15 protein-coding genes are annotated in these 17,792 nt (G+C 68.7%); 7 read left to right on the plus strand and 8 right to left on the minus strand.

The window, feature by feature from the left end; all coding sequences use genetic code 11:
- The first annotated feature begins 158 nt into the window (after window positions 1-158).
- Entirely contained in the window at window positions 159-833 is a 675-nt protein-coding gene (locus J3367_RS04990; protein ID WP_202814812.1) for a hypothetical protein, read from the plus strand.
- Between the two features lie 30 nt (window positions 834-863).
- Here J3367_RS04990 and J3367_RS04995 read toward each other — a convergent pair whose 3' ends face one another.
- On the minus strand, window positions 864-1,298 hold the full coding sequence (locus J3367_RS04995) for a potassium channel family protein (protein ID WP_244495432.1): 435 nt from the start codon (window positions 1,296-1,298) through the stop codon (window positions 864-866).
- A gap of 229 nt (window positions 1,299-1,527) precedes the next feature.
- Between J3367_RS04995 and J3367_RS05000 the strand changes: the two genes are divergently transcribed.
- The 4 genes from J3367_RS05000 (at window position 1,528) to J3367_RS05015 (ending at window position 6,661) form a co-directional block, all read left to right on the plus strand.
- Complete coding sequence (locus J3367_RS05000; protein WP_024351405.1) at window positions 1,528-1,899, plus strand: hypothetical protein; 372 nt, start codon at window positions 1,528-1,530, stop codon at window positions 1,897-1,899.
- Between the two features lie 85 nt (window positions 1,900-1,984).
- Window positions 1,985-4,402 (plus strand): phosphoenolpyruvate synthase, encoded by a 2,418-nt coding sequence (ppsA, locus tag J3367_RS05005; RefSeq protein WP_421460299.1) that lies wholly within the window; start codon window positions 1,985-1,987, stop codon window positions 4,400-4,402.
- A 28-nt stretch (window positions 4,403-4,430) separates the two neighbouring features.
- Complete coding sequence (trxC, locus tag J3367_RS05010) at window positions 4,431-4,877, plus strand: thioredoxin TrxC (RefSeq protein WP_024351403.1); 447 nt, start codon at window positions 4,431-4,433, stop codon at window positions 4,875-4,877.
- 149 nt (window positions 4,878-5,026) lie between these two features.
- Window positions 5,027-6,661, plus strand: coding sequence for an MBL fold metallo-hydrolase (locus J3367_RS05015; RefSeq protein ID WP_024351402.1), 1,635 nt, complete (start codon window positions 5,027-5,029; stop codon window positions 6,659-6,661).
- A gap of 64 nt (window positions 6,662-6,725) precedes the next feature.
- Here the strand turns inward: J3367_RS05015 and J3367_RS05020 are convergent, their stop codons facing one another.
- Together J3367_RS05020 and J3367_RS05025 are read right to left on the minus strand one after the other, a co-directional pair.
- Window positions 6,726-8,156, minus strand: coding sequence for a phospholipase D-like domain-containing protein (locus tag J3367_RS05020; RefSeq protein WP_024351401.1), 1,431 nt, complete (start codon window positions 8,154-8,156; stop codon window positions 6,726-6,728).
- 121 nt (window positions 8,157-8,277) lie between these two features.
- Window positions 8,278-9,201 carry an acetamidase/formamidase family protein gene (locus J3367_RS05025; RefSeq protein ID WP_024351400.1) on the minus strand — a complete coding sequence of 308 codons (924 nt, stop codon included), beginning with the start codon at window positions 9,199-9,201 and terminating at the stop codon, window positions 8,278-8,280.
- Between the two features lie 227 nt (window positions 9,202-9,428).
- Between J3367_RS05025 and J3367_RS05030 the strand changes: the two genes are divergently transcribed.
- Together J3367_RS05030 and J3367_RS05035 are read left to right on the plus strand one after the other, a co-directional pair.
- Window positions 9,429-10,247, plus strand: a complete 819-nt coding sequence (locus J3367_RS05030; protein WP_024351399.1) for a universal stress protein — start codon at window positions 9,429-9,431, stop codon at window positions 10,245-10,247.
- 141 nt (window positions 10,248-10,388) lie between these two features.
- Window positions 10,389-13,094: a cation-translocating P-type ATPase gene (locus tag J3367_RS05035; protein ID WP_051141627.1), complete on the plus strand. Its 2,706-nt coding sequence runs from the start codon at window positions 10,389-10,391 to the stop codon at window positions 13,092-13,094.
- Window positions 13,095-13,130: 36 nt separating this feature from the next.
- Here the strand turns inward: J3367_RS05035 and J3367_RS05040 are convergent, their stop codons facing one another.
- From J3367_RS05040 to J3367_RS05060, 5 genes are all read right to left on the minus strand, one after another.
- Window positions 13,131-13,919 (minus strand): carbon-nitrogen hydrolase family protein, encoded by a 789-nt coding sequence (locus J3367_RS05040; protein WP_024351397.1) that lies wholly within the window; start codon window positions 13,917-13,919, stop codon window positions 13,131-13,133.
- Complete coding sequence (locus J3367_RS05045; RefSeq protein WP_024351396.1) at window positions 13,916-14,722, minus strand: ABC transporter permease; 807 nt, start codon at window positions 14,720-14,722, stop codon at window positions 13,916-13,918. The genes J3367_RS05040 and J3367_RS05045 overlap by 4 nt, the downstream gene beginning before the upstream one ends.
- The gene (locus J3367_RS05050) at window positions 14,719-15,513 is read right to left on the minus strand and encodes an ABC transporter permease (RefSeq protein ID WP_051141626.1); all 795 of its coding nucleotides are present in this window, start codon (window positions 15,511-15,513) and stop codon (window positions 14,719-14,721) included. Before J3367_RS05050 ends, J3367_RS05045 begins: the two co-directional genes overlap by 4 nt.
- Before the next feature lie 68 nt (window positions 15,514-15,581).
- Window positions 15,582-16,625, minus strand: coding sequence for an ABC transporter ATP-binding protein (locus J3367_RS05055; protein WP_024351394.1), 1,044 nt, complete (start codon window positions 16,623-16,625; stop codon window positions 15,582-15,584).
- A 74-nt stretch (window positions 16,626-16,699) separates the two neighbouring features.
- Window positions 16,700-17,788: an ABC transporter substrate-binding protein gene (locus J3367_RS05060; RefSeq protein WP_024351393.1), complete on the minus strand. Its 1,089-nt coding sequence runs from the start codon at window positions 17,786-17,788 to the stop codon at window positions 16,700-16,702.
- Between the last annotated feature and the right edge of the window lie 4 nt (window positions 17,789-17,792).

Raw genomic sequence — 17,792 nt, forward strand, 5'->3', positions numbered from 1 at the left:
GCTGTTGATCGGGATCAAGGCCGGGCGTCGCGGTCGGGGTCATCCTGCAGGATGCCCGGCGCGCCGCAGGTTCGGACGCGCGGAATATGCGCCGCATCAGACATTAGGCGTCGTTCCGCATCGCGCCGGCCGCGCTGTCGTTACCAGGGAGATTGGCCATGAACGACGTGACACAGGTGCGCGAGGCCGTGGGCGTGTTCCACGACCAGACGCAGTTCCAGGCGGCGATCGACGATCTGCTGCTCGGCGGCTTCGACCGGGCGGAGATCAGCCTTTTGGCCAGCCGCGCGGCCGTCGAAGCGAAGCTCGGCCATCGCTACAGATCGGTGCGCGAGCTGGAGGATGATCCGGCCGTTCCGGTCGTCGCCTATGTCTCGAAAGAAAGCCTCGGCGATGCCGAAGGCATGGTCGCGGGGATGCTCATCTATGTCGGTGCCGTCGCTGCGGCCGGCGCCATGCTGGCCTCCGGCGGCACGCTTGCCGCGGCCATCGCGGCCGCTTCGGTTTCGGGCTACATCGCTGGCTCGCTCGGCAGCGTCCTCGACCGGACGATCGAGCGCCGGTATTCGCGGCGCCTGGAAGAACAGCTTGCCGATGGCGGGCTGCTCTTGTGGGCGCATGTCCGCGATCCCGAGCACGAGGCCCGCGCCGTGGACATCATGCGGCGCAATGGCGGGACGGACGTTCATGTCCACGATCTGACGTCCGCCGCGAAGGAGGCCGCCGAGATGAAGCGCCGGATCGGTGACCTTTTGGACGAGGCGGGGAGGGAATCCTTTCCGGCCAGCGATGCGCCGTCCTTCAATCCGGGGACGGCCGGCGGGCCGCACTGACGCTTCCGCCGCCAGTCGCGCGGCGCGGCATCAGAAATGCACGCCGATCCTGAACGGCCCGTGACGGGTCGAGGCGGCGACGAGATAGGCGGTCGACCAGCCGATCAGGATGAAGCCCCCGACCCCTTCCAGCGCCCCCAGCAACCGCCATTCCGGCAGCAGCACCACGTCGCCATAGCCGACCGTGGAGAAGGTCGAGGTCGAGAAATACAGCGCCTCGTCGAAGCTCTGATGGGCGCCCAGCAGCATGTAGGCGAAGGCCCACAGCCAGATCTCGATCGTGTGCAGGGCGAACAGGCCGAGCACCGTCCCGAGCATCGACAGGGACCGCCCCAGAGCGTGGCGGTTCAGGTTCAGCCCGCGGATCACCCATGCCATGGCGCGGGTGAGCGCGACGAGGCCGAGCGTATGAACGAGGACCGTGAGCGCGATCACCAGGGTGCCGATGGCGAGATTGAGCAGCAACAGCGTCTCTCCGATGCATCGTTTGGATCCGATGGCGCGCAGCGCCGATGCAGTGCCGGCCCGCCACTTTTCAGGAGCCGAGGCACGGCAGCATCCCGGACCATGGGTAAAGCGACGATCGCTGCGTGTGCTTGCGCCAGATCAATCCCGTCGGGGTGATCCTCCCCCATTGTGACCTTGGCCGGTTCCCCGATCCGAAACCCGGGAGCCGGCGGGGAAGGAGCCCATCATGGTCACGACCGATCTGAACGCAATCCTGGTCCGGTGCGAGGCCGCGACCGCGACCGACGCTGCGCTAGAGGCCGAGCTTCGCACGGCGCTGCATGAGCATGCGTCGTCAGTCGAGAGCGCCGCGGACGCGGACCTCGCCCTGGCGTCCGCCGACGGGGCGCTGGCGATGGTCGCCAAGACCCTTCCGGGCTGGAGCATCATCCTGCGCGGCGGCACGGGTCCTGGCGGGCACTGGCACTGCGTGCTACGGGAGGGCGAAGGCCACCACGACGATCAGACCGTGGCGGCGGCCCGCGGCAACACCCCGGCCATGGCGATTGCCACCGCGACCTTGAAGGCGATCGCCGGGTTCAAGGCCGGTTACCGCTGATCGCACGCGCCCCTGGCGCAGCACTTTTCACGCAGCCTGAGCGACGGTTCGCGGCCATCCGTCCGGACATCGAAGGAGACGGAACATGCCCGACAGGGAAATCCTCTGGTTCGAAGCGACCGGGCGCGGTGATGTGGCGCGGGTCGGCGGCAAGAATGCCTCGCTCGGCGAAATGGTGCGCGCGCTGGCCCCGGCCGGCGTGGCGGTGCCGCCGGGATTTGCCACGACCGCGGACGCCTACCGCCGCTTCGTGACGGCCAACGGGCTCCACGCCGTCCTGCGCGACACGCTGGATGCACGCGCCGCCGGCAAAATTACCCTGGCCGAGGCCGGCAGCACGATCCGCGCCGCCTTCGTGCGTGGCGACTGGCCCCCGGAGACCGCGGCGGCCATCGGCGAAGCCTATAGCGAGCTGTCGCGCCGTTCGTCCATCGAGGATGTCGACGTGGCCGTGCGCTCCAGCGCGACGGCGGAGGATCTGCCGGACGCCAGCTTCGCCGGGCAGCAGGAAACCTTCCTCAACGTGTCCGGTCCCTCCGCCGTGCTGGACGCCTGTCGTCGCTGCTACGCCTCGCTGTTCACCGACCGGGCGATCGCCTATCGCGAGGCCAAGGGCTTCGACCATTTCAAGGTGGCCCTGTCCGTCGGGGTGCAGCGGATGGTGCGGTCCGATCTCTGCGGGTCGGGGGTGATGTTCTCGCTCGACACCGACACCGGCTGCGACAACGTCGTGCTGATCAATGCCGCCTGGGGGCTTGGCGAGAACGTCGTGCAGGGCGCCGTCGATCCGGACGAGTATCAGGTCTTCAAGCCCTTTCTCGACGACCCGGCGCTGACCCCGATCATCCACCGGGCGCTCGGGGCCAAGGACAAGAAGATGGTCTACGCCACGAGCGGAGACCGGCCGGTCAAGAACGTCGCGACGTCGCTCGTCGAGCGCCGGCAGTTCGTGCTGGATGACGCCGACATCCTGGCGCTGGCCCGCTGGGCGGTGATCATCGAGGCCCATTACGGCTGCCCAATGGACATGGAATGGGCCAAGGACGGGCGCGACGGCGCGCTGTTCATCGTCCAGGCGCGGCCCGAGACGGTGCAGTCGCGGCGCGAGGTCGGTGCGGTGAAGCGCTACCATGTCGGCGCGCATGGCCGCGAGCTCTGCGCCGGCCTGTCGATCGGGGAGGCCGCCGTTGCGGGTCCGGTCTGCGTGATCCGGGATGCCAGCGAGATCGCACGCTTCGTTGACGGATCGGTGCTCGTCACGGAGATCACCGATCCGGACTGGGTGCCGATCATGAAGCGCGCCGCAGCGATCGTCACAGACCATGGCGGGCGCACCTCGCACGCCGCCATCGTCAGCCGCGAGCTCGGCCTGCCGGCGATCGTCGGTACGGGCAGTGCCACGCAGATCCTGCATGACGAGCAGGAGGTGACGGTCTCCTGCGCCGAGGGCGAGGTCGGCTTCGTCTATGAGGGGGACGCCGAGGTGACGGCCGACGTCCTCGATCTCGCCGATGTTCCGCCGACGCGGACCCGGATCATGCTGAACCTCGCCAATCCCGCCGCGGCGATGCGCTGGTGGCGGCTGCCGGCCGACGGGGTCGGGCTGGCGCGGATGGAATTCGTCATCAACAACGCCATCAAGATCCACCCGATGGCGCTGGTCCATCCCGAGCGCATCGCCGACGCCGCGGAACGGGAGGAGATCGCCGGGATCACCCGCGGATACGAGGACAAGTCCGCCTTCTTCGTCGACCGGCTGGCCGAGGGGCTCGCCCGCATCGCCGCGACCGTTCATCCGAAGCCCTGCATCGTGCGGATGAGCGACTTCAAGACCAACGAATATGCCCATCTTCTCGGCGGCCGGGCCTTCGAGCCCGAGGAGGAGAACCCGATGCTCGGCTTCCGCGGCGCCTCGCGTTACGATTCCCCCCAGTACCGCGAGGGCTTCGCGCTGGAATGCCGGGCGATCCGCAAGCTGCGCGAGGAGATGGGCTTTACCGGCGTCATCGTCATGATCCCGTTCTGCCGCACGCTTGAGGAAGCCGATCGCGTGCTCGCGGTGATGGCCGAGAACGGGCTGGTGCGCGGCGAGAACGGATTGGAGGTCTATGTGATGTGCGAGATCCCCGCCAACGTGATCCTGGCGGGGGAGTTCGCCACAAGGTTCGACGGCTTCTCGATCGGCTCCAACGACCTGACCCAGCTGACGCTGGGCATCGACCGGGATTCGGACCTTCTCGCCGCCTCCTTCGACGAGGAGAACCCGGCGGTGAAATGGATGATCCGCCACGTGATCGGCGAGGCGCACCGGGCCGGCGCCAAGGTCGGCCTCTGCGGCCAAGCGCCCAGCGACAATCCGGCCTTCGCGGCCTTCCTCGTCGAATGCGGCATCGATTCGATCTCCGTCACGCCGGACAGCTTCGTCGCCGTGAAGCAGCATGTCGCACGCGCCGAGGCCGGCGAGGGGACGGCCTCGCGTCCGGCGGAGGCTGCGCTATCATGATCGGGCAACAATTTCGAAGGCCGATGCCATGAGCGAGAACCTCGTCGTCTGCGCCCGATGCGGCGGCATCAACCGTGTCGCGCCGGACCGCCCGGCGCTCGCCGCCAGATGCGGGAAATGCAAATCGAAGCTGTTTGCCGGTCATCCCGAAGATGTCGACGCGGCGGTCTTCGAGCGTCAGGTTTCCCGCAGCACGATTCCGGTCCTGGTGGATGTCTGGGCGCCGTGGTGCGGACCGTGCCTGTCCATGGCGCCGGCCTATGCGGCGGCGACCGCGGAACTCGAACCCCATGTCCGGCTGATCAAGCTCAATTCCGACGCAGAGCAGGCGGCCGCCTCCCGCCTGTCGATCCGTGGCATTCCGACGATGATCCTGTTCGCCAGGGGGCGGGAGGTAGCGCGGACCTCCGGCGCCATGGGAACGGGGCAGATCGTGCAATGGGTCCGGGACCACTTGCCGGCAGCGAGCGCCTGACGGCGGAACGCGCCTGTCGCACCCGGGGCCGTCGTCCCGGAGCGAGAACTATGGGGGGCCGAGCGGCAGCATCCGTCTTCGGCGTCCTCCGCCCGCGCCTTGCCGCCGTTCCCTTCCATCCCGGCCCCTGAAAGCCTGAGGAGACGCCCGTGGACGACCATCCGGCACTGCAGACCGAAGGACGCGACAGGCTCGCCGAGCCCGTCCTGCGCTTTCACGGCGCGGCGCGGGCCGTCACCGGCTCCTGCTACGAGCTCGAAGCGGACGGCCGGCGGATCCTGATCGACTGCGGCCTGTTCCAGGGCTCGAAGGCCGAGAAGGAACTGAACTATCGCGCCTTTCCCTTCGATCCGAACGGCATCGACGCGGTTCTCCTGACCCACGCCCATATCGACCATTCCGGACTGCTTCCCAAGCTGACGAAGGCGGGCTTTTCCGGTCCGATCTTCGCGAGCCGCGCGACGGAGGATCTGTGCACGGTGATGCTGCCAGATTCCGCCTACATCCAGGACACCGAGGTCGCGCATCTGAACCGGCGCAACAAGCGCCGCGGCCGGCGCACCGTGGTGCCGATCTATGACGGCGCCGATGTGGTGAACTGTCTGAAGCAGTTCGAGCCCGTCGCGCTCGGCGACTGGTTCACCGTCGCTGGCGGCATCCGGGCACGCTACTGGAATGCCGGGCACCTGCTCGGCTCGGCCTCCATCGAGCTCGAATGTCCGGCACCCGGGGAGCGGCCGCGGCGCCTGCTGTTTTCCGGCGACATCGGCCCGGAGCACAAGCTGCTGCAGGCCGATCCATCGGCACCCTCCGGCTTCGACTACGTCATCTGCGAAAGCACCTATGGCGATCGCGACCGGGAGGGGGCGAGCGAGGCCGACCGCCGCCGGCTGTTGCGCGAGGCGGTGGAGGCCGCGCTGGACCCGGACGGGGCGCTGCTGATTCCGTCCTTTGCGGTGGAGCGGACCCAGGAACTGCTCGTCGACCTCCAGATCCTGATCGAGAGCGGCGATCTGCCGGCGGTGCCGATCATCATCGACTCGCCGCTGGCCACCCGTGCCACCGGCGTCTTCGCCCGGCACGCCAGGGAGCTGGATCACGGCGAGATCCTGTCGCGGGCGCCGACATCGCCGAATATCCGCTTCACCGAATCCGCCGAGGAGAGCAAGGCGCTCGACCGGCTGAAGGGCTTTCACATCGTCATCGCCGCCAGCGGCATGTGCGAGGCGGGGCGGATCCGCCATCGGCTGCGCAACTGGCTGTGGCGGCCGCAGGCGACGGTGCTGTTCGTCGGCTTCCAGGCCCAGGGGACGCTCGGCCGCATCCTGCGGGACGGGGCGTCGACGGTCCGCATTCAGGGCGACGAGGTGATCGTGCGGGCCAAGATCCGGGCGATCGATCTCTATTCGGGCCATGCCGACGGGCCGGAATTGCGGGAATGGCTCTCCGAGCGGTGCCCGGTGGCGGCCGGCGTGTTTCTCGTCCATGGCGAGGTCGAGGCCATCGACGCACTGAAGGCACGGCTCGCGGGCGTGGTCGCCCAGGAGCGCATCGTCATCCCGCAACTGGACGCGGCGTTCAGGCTGACAGCGCGGTCGGCCGTGCCGGTATCCTCGGAGCCCGTCTCCCGCATCGATCCGGCCCAGCCGGGCCATCTGGACTGGCACAACGAGGTGTCCCGCCTGCTTCTCGACATCAACGAGCGTCTGGAGAACGCGGCCGGCGACAAGGCGCGCGGCGTGATGATCCGGAAGCTGCGCCGGGCCATGAGCGAGGTCGATTGAGCCGAAGGGTGATCGGGCTGCGGCACGGATCGCGCGCATGCCTGATCGCCGCGGCTGGCGGTGATCAGCCGAGCAGCTTGCGGAACGTCCGTTTGAGCCGGCCGGGACGCAGCGGGTCGGCAAGGTTGGATTCGGCCAGCATTTCCTCGTCCGGCGTGAGTTCGCGCATCGGCAGCGGCACCAGGCGGCGGCCGTTCGTGGCGCTGACCCTGTCGACGAGGGCGATCATCGATCCGCCGTCGGCCAGCGCGTCGCGGACCGCATCCTCGGGCAAGTCGAGATGCTCGGCGAGGAGATCGTCCCGGATGTGGGCGATCCGCTGCGCGACCGCGGGATCGTCCTCGGATTCGATGACGAGGTCGCACTCGCTGTCATAGCCCATGGACCGGTTGTTGAGATTGGCCGAGCCGATCTTCAACAGGCGGTCGTCGGCGATCATGATCTTGGCATGGACGTAGATCGGCGTGCCGGCGGCGTTCACCGGATAGACCAGGCGGAAGCGGTCGTTGTGGTCCGCCTTGCGCACGATCTGCATCATGCGGATGCGCGAGGAATCCATGAACTCGGCTTCCAGCCAGCCATCGGCCGTGTCGGGATTGACCACGAGGATCTCCGGCCCGTCCGGTTCGGCAAGCCGTTCGGCGATCGCCTCGGCGATCCGGCGGGAGGCGAAATACTGGCTTTCGATATAGAGGCGGTGCCTGGCCGTCGCGATGGCCGCCAGCGTCGCGCGTTCGATCTCGGTCACCTGCGGACGTTCGAGATGCTCGGGTACCGTACGGCAGATCGAGACGTCGATATTCTCGAAGTCCACCGTCACGTCGCTGGGCCAGATATCGAAGTCGCCGGCGAAGGGGCCGAGCATCTTGCCCGTCGCATGGGCCCAGCGGCTGCGGGCAAGATCGGAGAGCGCCTTGGCCGCCGGACCGGTGACGCAGGTCGTCGCGTCGTGCCAGGGGCCGAGCGGCGCCTTGCGGGGCGACAGCCGGCCCGGGCTCGCCTCGGCGTGGTCCCTGGTGTCCCAGCGCCCGGTGGTCATGTCGATGCCGCCGCAGAAGGCCAGTGCCTCGTCGATGACCAGCAGTTTCATGTGATGCGTCGAGAGCGGCGGATGCACGCCGTCGAGCCGCATCTGCACCGGGCCGGATAGTTTCCAGCGCAGCAGGGTAAGGGGCGTCTCGCCGCGGCCGATCGAGTACATCATGCCGGTATCCCATTTGAGGATCCGGATATCGAGCTCGGGCCGGCGCTTGCCGAGCCATGTGAGGAAGGGGCCGACGGGGTTGGGACCGTCCAGTGTCTTGCCTTCCGGCTCCAGGTCGATCCGCGCGTCGAAATCCCAGCCGATCAGGAGGATCGAATGCCGGGCCTGCAGCATGGCGTCCTTGGCCGCCTTGAAGAAGTCGGCGGCGTCGATGATGACCGACAGTCTGTCGGCCCGTTCCCGGCGCCAGAACCAGTCGTCCGTCTGTTCGTCGAGCGCATGCGCGTTCATACAGTCTTCCAGTGGCGTTTCGTTGACGGGAACGAAGCTAGCAGCAGACCCGCGCACGGAAAGCCCGTCGCGCAACGATCTTGTCGCCGATCCTCCGAAACCTCCGGAAACGGCCCGGTGGTCACGCGGCGGCGCCGGCCTGTTCGAGGTCCTCTCTCGCAATCCGGCAGGCGACGGAATAGGCCGGGTTGAAGACGTTGGCGACGTCGTAGCGGACCGTCTGGCCGAGAAAGTGGCTCGCCGTCACCGCATCCATTGCGTAGTGGCGGGACAACCAGTCCAGCATCTCCGTGGTGGCGTGCTGCAGCGCCTGGTCGAGGGGGCGGGCATTGCCGAGGGTGAAGATGCCCTGCGCATCCTCGCCGCGCGGCCAGCCGATGGTGCGGCCCTTGTCGATCTCCACGGTGAAGGCGACCTCGAAGGAGGTCTCGATGCCGGTGCCGACGATTTCGCCATCGCCCTGGCAGGCATGGCAATCGCCCAGGAAGAACAGGGCGCCGGGCCGGAAGACCGGGAATGACAGGGTCACGCCGGCCGTGATGCCGCGATAGTCCATGTTGCCGCCATGGGGACCGCTGGTGGCGGTGGATATGGCCTGGCCGAGCGCCGGCGCGACGCCGCAGCAGCCGATCATCGGGGCCAGCGGCAACACCCAGTCGCGCAGCCGCGTCGGCGGGTTCTCCAGCCGCACGGTGCCGGCGTCCTTGTCGATGATCCACTCGACCCGCTCGCGCTCCGGCATCCGGGCGGCGCGCTGCGGATCGACGACGTTCGGCGCCAGGACGGAGAAGGTCCAGCCGCGGTCGCGGTTCGGCGTCATGCGCTCGATGGTGACGCGCAGCGTATCGCCCGGCTCGGCGCCTTCGACGAGGAAGGGACCGGTCATCGGGTTCGGCCGCGTGCCGACAAAGGCGCCGGTGGCGTCGGCGCCCCAGGCGTCGAGCGTGTCGGTGATGACGGTGTCGCCCGGCGCAATGCTCAGCGCCGGCTCGTGCGGGCCCAGCGTGTTGTGGAAGCGTGTCGGCTGGAAACGGTGTTCGGCCACGGGACAACTCCGGTCATTCGCGTTCCCTCTGCCTATAGCCGCGGGGACGGGGGACGGCCAATGCCGCGGGGCGACAAAACGCCGGCGCGCCGCGAAATCCCGTCCCGTGTTCGCGATCCGCTGGCCGGGCATTTGCCGATTTGCGCGAGGTCAATGGCGCTCGTGCGGGGGCGGGCTACGGTCGGGCGAATGACGGCCCCGTCGCGGCCCAGCCAAGGGAGTTTTCCATGTACCGGACGATACTGGTCTGCCTCGACAACAGCGAGCGCGCTGGCGCGATCCTGCGGACGGCGCTGGCGATCGCCGAGCGGCAGGGCGCCCATCTGGTCGGCCTGCATGTCGTGCAGGACGTGGTGGTCAGCATCCCGACCGAGGTCTCGCTGGAATACATCGACCAGGCCCGGCAGGCGGCGCAGAGCGAGGCCGATGCCATTGCCGACGTCTTCAAGACGGCGACCGCGGGTGCCAGCGTCTCGACCGAATGGCGGCGCGAGGAGCCGATGGCAGGCGATGCGGACTCGGTCTGGACCCGGAATGCGCTGGTCGCCGATCTCGTCGTGGTCGGGCAGGCGGCCGGCGGCGCCGACGTGCCGCTGACCGATCTCCTGATCGAGACCGGGCGACCGGTGCTGTTCGTGCCCTATGCCGGCGAATATGCGCAGGTGGGCAAGCAGCCGCTCGTCGCCTGGAACGGCAGCCGCGAATCGGCGGGCGCCGTGTTCGACGCGCTGCCGCTTCTGAAGGACGCATCGCTGGTGCGGGTGCTCTGCATCGACCCCGACAAGGCGGGCGCCAAGGCCGGCCTGGCTCCTGCCGACGACATGGCGCTGGCGCTGGCCCGGCATGACATCAGGGCTGAGGCGGCCCGTTCGCACAGTGGCGAGATTTCCGTCGGCGACGAGGTACTGGCGCAACTCGTCGATCACGGCCACGATCTCTTGGTGATGGGCTGCTACGGCCATTCGCGGCTGCGCGAAATGCTCTTCGGCGGCGTTACCCGGCATATCCTGCAGCACATGACCGTGCCGGTTCTGATGTCGCGATAGGGCGCCGATGACGCGCAAGGCGGTTTCGCCCGCCCGGTCGAACAGGGCCCCGCGGTGCGGCGGGGTGTATGCTGCCGGCACGACCACCCCTCACGCCGAGATCCGGGCCGCGCAATGATTGTGAGCGATCCGATGAGCCCCATGAGCGCAGACCCGGAGCCGGGCCAGCGGCCGGCGGATGGATGGCACGCGCTCGACGAGGCGGCGACCTTCGGCAGGCTCGGCACCGCCGCCGCCGGGCTCGACGATGCCGAGGCGGCACGGCGCCTCGCCGAGTACGGCCCGAACGCGCTGCCGGAGCCGCCGTCGCGCTCGCTGACGCTGATCGTCCTCGGTCAGTTGAAAAGCCCGCTGATCTATCTGCTGCTCGCCGCTGCGGCCGTATCGCTCGTCCTTGCGGAGATCGACCAGGCGGTCTTCATCTTCATCGTCCTGGCCATCAACACCGCCATCGGGGCGGCGCAGGAATCTCGCGCGGAAGCCAATACCGCCGCATTGCGCACGGCGATCACGACCGTCTGCCGCGTCTGGCGGCAGGGGGCGGTGCGTCTGACCGACAGCAAGGCGCTGGTGCCCGGCGACGTGGTGATCCTGGAGGCCGGCGACCGGGTCCCGGCCGATCTGCGCCTCCTCTCCGCATCCGAACTCCAGGCCGACGAATCCGCACTCACCGGGGAATCGCTGCCGGTGGAAAAGGCCGCCGGCGGGGCGCTGGCACCGGACACGCCTCTTGCCGAGCGTGCGACCATGCTGTTTGCCGGCTCGACGCTGCATCGCGGACGCTGCCAGGCGGTTGTCGTGGCGACCGGCACCCAGACCGAGCTCGGGCAGATCGCCGGCTCGCTGCAGGAAGCCTCGGCGCCGCCGCCGCTGACCGTCAAGCTCGACCGTTTCACCCGCATGCTCGGCCTCGTCGCGCTCGCCCTGGTGGCGGTCGTCGTCGCCCAGCAATTCAGCATTGGGGCGTCGTTGCAGGCGACCTTCTTCGTGGCGGTGGCGCTGGCCGTCTCGGTCATTCCCGAAGGGTTGCCGGTGGCCGTCACGGTCGCCCTGTCGGTGGCGACGCGCCGGATGGCCCGGCGCAACGTCATCGTGCGGCACCTACCGGCCGTCGAGGGCCTGGGCGCCTGTACGGTGGTGGCGACCGACAAGACCGGCACGCTGACCCGCAACCAGCTGACGGCCAAGCGGCTGTGGTTGCCCGGGCATGGGGCCGTCGCGATCGAGGGCGCCGGCTTCGATCTGGGTGGACGGCTGCTGCAGGACGAGGCGCCGCTCGCCCCACCGGCGCAGGAGGCGGCCCGGGATCTCGCTGCCGCCGCCGCGCTCTGCAACGACGCGGCCTTCGATCCGGACGGCGGCGAGGCGGGGCGCAGCGGCGACACCGTCGATCTCGCGTTTCTCGTTCTGGCGATGAAGACCGGACTGGACGTCGCGGCCCTGCGCCACACCGCACGGCGGATGGCCGAACTGCCGTTCTCGGCCGAGCGCAAATATGCCGCGAGTCTCGACGAGGAGGGCGGCTCAATCCGCCTGCACGTCAAGGGCGCGGCAGAGGTGCTGGTGCCGCACTGCCTCGGCGTCGATGTGGACGCGGTGCTGGCGCTCGCCGACGAAATGGCCGGGCAGGGCTTTCGCGTCATGGCGGTTGCCGCGAGGACCCTTGGCCGGGACGAGGCCGCGGGCCGCCTGCCGCCGATGGACCAGCCGCTGGAAGGGCTGACCCTTCTCGGCCTCGTCGGCTTCATCGACCCGCTGCGCACGGAAGCGAAGGATGCCGTCGCTGATTGCCGCGGGGCTGGCGTCGCGGTGAAGATGATCACCGGCGATCATGCGGCCACGGCGCTGTCGATCGCCCGCAATCTCGGCATCGCAGCCCGGCCCGAAGACGTGATGACCGGCCGCCAGATGGACGACCCGGCGACGGGAACCGACGCGCGCATCGCCGCGACGTCCGTGTTTGCCCGGGTCGAACCGAGCCACAAGGTGCGGATCGTCGAGGCCTTGCAGCGCGGCGGCCATGTCGTGGCGATGACCGGAGACGGCGTCAACGACGCGCCGGCGCTGCACCGGGCCGATCTCGGCGTCGCGATGGGGCGCGACGGCACGGATGCGGCCCGCGACGCGGCCGATCTCGTTCTGACCGACGACAATTTCGCCTCGATCACGGCCGGCATCCACGAGGGGCGCGCCGCCTACGCCAATATCCGCAAGGTGATCTATCTGGCGATCAGCACCGGCGCCGCCGAGGCGGTGTTCTTCCTTATGGCGCTGTTCACCGGCTTTCCGGTGCCGCTGACGGCGGTGCAGCTGCTCTGGCTGAATCTCGTGACCAATGGCGGCCAGCATGTCGCCCTGGCGCTGGAAAAGCCCGAGCCGGGCCTCCTGTCGCGGCCGCCGCGGCGCACCGGCGAGGCGATTTTCGACGCCCTGATGATCCGCCAGACGGCCCTCTCGGGCGCGGTGATCGGCATCGTCGGCTATCTGGTCTTCGCCTGGGCGATCTCGGCGGGCTGGAGCGAGTTCGAGGCCCGCAACGTCCTTCTGTTCCTGATGGTCGCCTTCGAGAACGTCCATGTGATGAATTGCCGGTCGGAGACGATCTCGGCGTTCAGGGTGCCCCTGGCGAACAACTGGCCGCTGCTCGCATCGATCGTCGCGGCGCAGGCGATCCATATCGGCGCGGCCTTCACGCCGGGCCTGCGTGACGTGCTCGACCTTGCGCCGATCCCGTGGGAGCAATGGGCGCTGCTGGTGCCGATGGCGCTGTCGGTGCTGGTCGTCATGGAGATCGACAAGGCGCTGCGGGCCAGCCGCAGCGTCGGCAGGGCGGGTCGGGGCCGATAACCGCTGGGTGACGCGCGGCGTGTCCGGGATGGTGCGTCAGCGACGGGGCGAGAGGTGGGCGCTGACTTCGGCGAGATAGGGGTTCTGGTCGCGGCTGGCGCCGTAGGCCGCGGGGTCGAGATCGGCGAGGATCGTCGTCGCGTCGCTTTCGCCGGCCGAGGCCAGCACCGAGCCGTCCGGGGCCGCGATCACCGACAGGCCCTGATAGGCAAATGTGCCGTCGCTGCCGCAATGATCGGCATAGACCACGAAGAGCTGGTTCTCGAAGGCGCGCACCGGCACGACGTTCTGCGCGATGAAGCGCGCGCCGTCGCTCTTGGGCAATGCCGTCGGCACGATGATCGCCTCGGCGCCCCGCAAGGCGAGGTCGCGGCACAGCTCGGGAAATTCCACGTCGAAGCAGACGAGCAGGCCGCAGCGCAGGCCGGCGATCTCGACGATGGGCGAGGGCGCATCGCCCGGCCGGAACAGGCCCTTCTCGTAGTCGCCATAGAGCATGCGCTTGGCGTAGAGGACCGGCGCGCGGCCCGGTGTAATCAGCGCGGCGGCGTTGTCGACGCCGTGAGCTGTGCGGATCGCAAGCCCCATGACGATGGCGATGCCGAGCCGGGCGGACGCCTCCTGCCATTCGGCAAGGCCGGCGTTCGCTGCCTCTGCGGTGTTGGCGATCGACTGGCCGGCGCCGTAGCCGGTCGGCGCGAGCTCGGGCAGGACGGCGAGGTCAGCGCCGGCGGCGGCCGCGTCCTCGAGGCTGCGCAGGATTGCTGCGTGCCGGTCGGCCGCGTCGGTCATCGCGGCGTCCAACTGGATGGCGGCGACCTTCACTTGCCGTCTCCGTTGGACCAGGCGCCGAGCAGGCGCGGCAGGTCGCCGAAGCGGGCGACGAAGCCGAACACCACCACCGCCACGGCGACGAAGAGGATCGAGACCGAGGCCATGGTCGGCGTGTAGCCGTAGCGCAGGGCGTTGAAAATCTTGATCGGCACCGTCTCCAGCGTGAAGCCCACCGTCATGTAGGCGACGATGTACTCGTTCAGCGACAGGACGAAGGCGAAGGCGAAGCCCGAGACGATGTAGGGCGCGATCATCGGCAGCACGATGGTCGTCAGGATGGTCCGGTCGTTGGCGCCCATGGTGCGCGCGGCCTCGGTCACCTCGCGGTCGATGGTCTGGAAGCCGAGCGAGATGGTCACCAGCGGCAGGCTGGTGAAGAAGATCGCGTGGGATATGACCACCGTGTACCAGGCGCCGTAGCCGCCCATCGTCGCCCAGAAGGACAAAGCGCCGAGCGCGGTGATTACCGGCGGCAGGACGAAGGGCGAGACGCCCAGCAACTGCACGGTCCGGCCGATCGCGGTGACCCGGCGCCACAGCGCATAGGCGATCGGCAGGGCGATGAGGACGGCAATGGTCGCCGCACCGAGGGCGATCAGCACCGAGGTGGTCAGGGCGCCGCGCCAGCCCTCGTCGGCGAAGATCTGGCCGTACCAGGCGAGCGAAAAACCCTCGGGCGGGAAGGTCAGGCTGCGCTTCTCGTTGATCGAGACGCCGGCGATGACGACGATGGGCGCCGCCATGAACAGCCCGACGGCGGCGAAGAACAGGCGGGTGAGGAACGTGCCGATCATGCCGCGCGTCCCTTCCGGCCGAGCGTCGTGGTCAGCAGCACGAGCGACAGGCTGGTGACCACCAGGAACACCGCCATTGCCGCCGCAAACGGCATGTTCGACTGGTAGATCGCCTGGTCGGTGATCAGCACCGACAGGGTCCAGTGCTCCGGCCGGCCGAGCAGTTGCGGCAGGAGATAGGCGCCCAGCGCGAAGACGAAGACGATGATGAAGGTGGCGATCAGCGCCATCCGCAGCGCCGGCAGGATCACCGTGAAGAAGGCCCTGAGCGGCGAGGCGCCGAGGGTGCGGGCGGCTTCGGCCAGCGACGGGTCGAGCCGGGAGAAGGACGGGTAGAGCACCAGCACCGCATAGGGGAAGGCCTGGTAGGTCATGCCGGCAAGGACGGCGAAGAAGCCGGGCGTCCAGGCATCCGGGTTGTCCATCAGGCCAAGGGACACGAACAGGTTGGAGAGCCCGGCCGTGCGGCTGAGCAGCGTCGACCAGGAAAAGCCGATGATCACCTCGGACAGGGACAGGACCGCCAGCATCGCCACCAGCCAGGGCACCTGCCACTTCCGGCGGAGCTTGGTCAGCAGATAGGTGAAGGGTGCGCCGACGATCAGGCAGAGTGCCGAAACCAGCGCCGACAGGCCGAGCGAGAAGACGAGTATCTTGCCGAAGAACAGGCTGAGAAAGCGGGCATAGTTCGCCGTCGTCAGCACCGGCTGGTAGAAACCGCCGGCGACCCGCTCGAACAGCGAGACGGCGATCATCAGGCCGAAGGGCACGACGAAGAAGGCGAGCAGCATCAGCGCCGGAAAGATCAGCGGCGCCTGTTCGCGCCAGCCTCCGGCCTTCGTTCCGGGCGCGGCGGCGCTCACGCGGAAGCTCCGGCAGGGAAGACGACGATGGCGGCGGGATCGAGCGCCAGAGAGACGGTGTCGCCGACCATGAGATCGTTACGGCCGGCAGCGCGCTGGGCGACGATGCGGCCGGCGGCGGTCGCCAGATACACCTCGACGGCCGAGCCCATGTCGCGGACGAACTCGACGGTGGCGGGCAGGGGCGCGGCGCCCTCGCGCTCGACGCTGACGTCCTCCGGCCGGATCGAGATTTCCGCCGTGGCGCAGCCGGCCGGCAGCGTCAGCCCGGGGACCGGCGCGTCGGCGATGGTCGCGCCGCCATCGGCGGCATGGGCGGTCAGGAGATTGGTCTGGCCGAGGAAGTCGGCGACGAAGGCGTTGGCGGGCCTCCGGTAGATGTCGATCGGCCGGTCCATCTGCTGGATGCGGCCGCCCTTCATGACGACGATGGTGTCGGCCATGGTCATGGCTTCGCGCTGGTCGTGGGTGACGACGATGGTGGTGATGCCGAGCCGTTCCTGCAGCTGGCGCAGTTCGACCTGCATGGCTTCGCGCAGCTTGGCGTCGAGGGCCGACAGGGGCTCGTCGAGAAGGAAGAGCTTGGGCGAGACGGCGAGGGCCCGGGCGATGGCGACGCGCTGGCGCTGGCCGCCCGACAATTGCGCCACCGACCGGTCGGCGACGCCGGGCAGGCGAACGAGATCGAGCAGCTCGACGACGCGGGCATCGCGCTCGGCGCGGGGCCGGCCGCGGATCTTCAGCGGATAGGCGATGTTCTCGCCGACGCTCAGATGCGGAAACAGCGCCAGCGACTGGAACACCATGCCGAAATCGCGGCGGTGGACCGGGCGGTCGTTGATGGTCTCGTCGTTGAAGCGGATCGTGCCGGCGGTCGGGGTTTCGAGGCCGGCAATCATCCGCATCAAGGTGGTCTTGCCGCAGCCTGACGGCCCGAGCAGGCAGACGAAGCTGCCGGCCGGCACGTCGAGGACGGCGTCGTCGACGGCGAGGACCGAGCCGTAGCGCTTGGTGATGTTGGCAAGTTCGAGTGCGCTCATCGGCCTGGACGTTTCCTGGTGCTGGGGTCCGGCCGCCCCTGACGAGGCGGCCGGTGAATGGGCGGGCGTCGGGCTCAGCCGACGATGAGTTCGGTCCACTTCTGGTTCAGCCAGTCGGACTTCTCGACATAGAGATCATAGCGCGGAACGATCGGGTCGATCTCGGAGGAGACCGCCGCGAATTCCTCGTCGGTCAGGTCGAGAAGGTCACGCTTGATCACCGGTGCCGTGCCGACCTTGCGGGCGAGCAGGCTCTGGACCTCCGGCTGGGTCATGTAGTCGATGAACTCGTGGGCGACGTCGCCCTTCTCGGAGGCCTTGGAGATCGCCCAGCAGCCCGAGTCGGAGATGCCGCCTTCCTTCGGGAAGGTCGAGCGGACCGGGAAGCCGTCGGCCGCGGCGAGGCCCGTGACGTCGTGATAATACTGGCCCATCGGGATTTCGCCGGATTTCAGCGCCTGTTCGAACTGGGCTTCGTCGCGGTACCAGAGCTGGACGTTCGGCTTCACCTCGGCGAGCTTGTCCATCACCTTCAGGATGCCTTCCTCGGTGTCGAGCACGTCGGTGCCGCCGAAGAAGGTCTTGGCGGTGACTTCCAGAAGGAACGAGTTGGAGACGAGGGCGAGAAGGCCGAGCTTCTCCTTGTTGGCCGGGTCCCACAGGGCCGCCCAGCTTTCCGGCGCGTCCGGATAGGTGTCGGTGTTGGTGACGAGGTTGATGTACCAGGCCACGGCACCGACGCCGGCGACGCGGCCGTCGGGGTAGTTCACGACGAAGGGCGGCAGGACGTCGCCGGAGTTGGCGATCCTGTCCATGTCCAGCGGCTGCCACAGTTCGGTTGCGAGGCCCTTGCGCATGGCGACCTGGGACATCATCGACACGTCGGCCGGCGCGACACCGGCGCGGGCGGCCTGCTCGAGCTGCACCAGCCAGGCTTCGCCGGTCGGCTCGGCGACGCTCTCGACGGTGATGCCGGTGGCCTCGGTGAAGGCCGGGAAGACGTTCTTGTCGAAGGAATCTTTGAAATAGCCGCCATAGACTCCGACCTTCAGGCTCTTCTCTTGAGCCCTGAGGATCGACGGCATGGCCAGCGTGGCGCCCGCGGCGCCGGCTGCGGCGAGCAGATGCCGCCGGTTCAGGATGAGCGGGGACTTCCGGGTCATGACT

The sequence above is a fragment of the Aurantimonas sp. NFXS3 genome, from assembly GCF_049132005.1.
GTDB classification, from domain to species: Bacteria; Pseudomonadota; Alphaproteobacteria; order Rhizobiales; family Rhizobiaceae; genus Aurantimonas; species Aurantimonas coralicida.

Coding starts and splice junctions, on each gene's coding strand:
- J3367_RS05000 (WP_024351405.1), top strand. CDS start 1,528: ATGGTCACGACCGATCTGAACGCAATCCTGGTCCGGTGCGAGGCCGCG.
- J3367_RS05030 (WP_024351399.1), top strand. CDS start 9,429: ATGTACCGGACGATACTGGTCTGCCTCGACAACAGCGAGCGCGCTGGC.
- J3367_RS05050 (WP_051141626.1), bottom strand. CDS start 15,513: ATGCTGCTCGCCTTCTTCGTCGTGCCCTTCGGCCTGATGATCGCCGTC.
- J3367_RS05045 (WP_024351396.1), bottom strand. CDS start 14,722: ATGATCGGCACGTTCCTCACCCGCCTGTTCTTCGCCGCCGTCGGGCTG.
- J3367_RS05055 (WP_024351394.1), bottom strand. CDS start 16,625: ATGAGCGCACTCGAACTTGCCAACATCACCAAGCGCTACGGCTCGGTC.
- ppsA (WP_421460299.1), top strand. CDS start 1,985: ATGCCCGACAGGGAAATCCTCTGGTTCGAAGCGACCGGGCGCGGTGAT.
- trxC (WP_024351403.1), top strand. CDS start 4,431: ATGAGCGAGAACCTCGTCGTCTGCGCCCGATGCGGCGGCATCAACCGT.
- J3367_RS05035 (WP_051141627.1), top strand. CDS start 10,389: ATGAGCGCAGACCCGGAGCCGGGCCAGCGGCCGGCGGATGGATGGCAC.
- J3367_RS04990 (WP_202814812.1), top strand. CDS start 159: ATGAACGACGTGACACAGGTGCGCGAGGCCGTGGGCGTGTTCCACGAC.
- J3367_RS05060 (WP_024351393.1), bottom strand. CDS start 17,788: ATGACCCGGAAGTCCCCGCTCATCCTGAACCGGCGGCATCTGCTCGCC.
- J3367_RS05020 (WP_024351401.1), bottom strand. CDS start 8,156: ATGAACGCGCATGCGCTCGACGAACAGACGGACGACTGGTTCTGGCGC.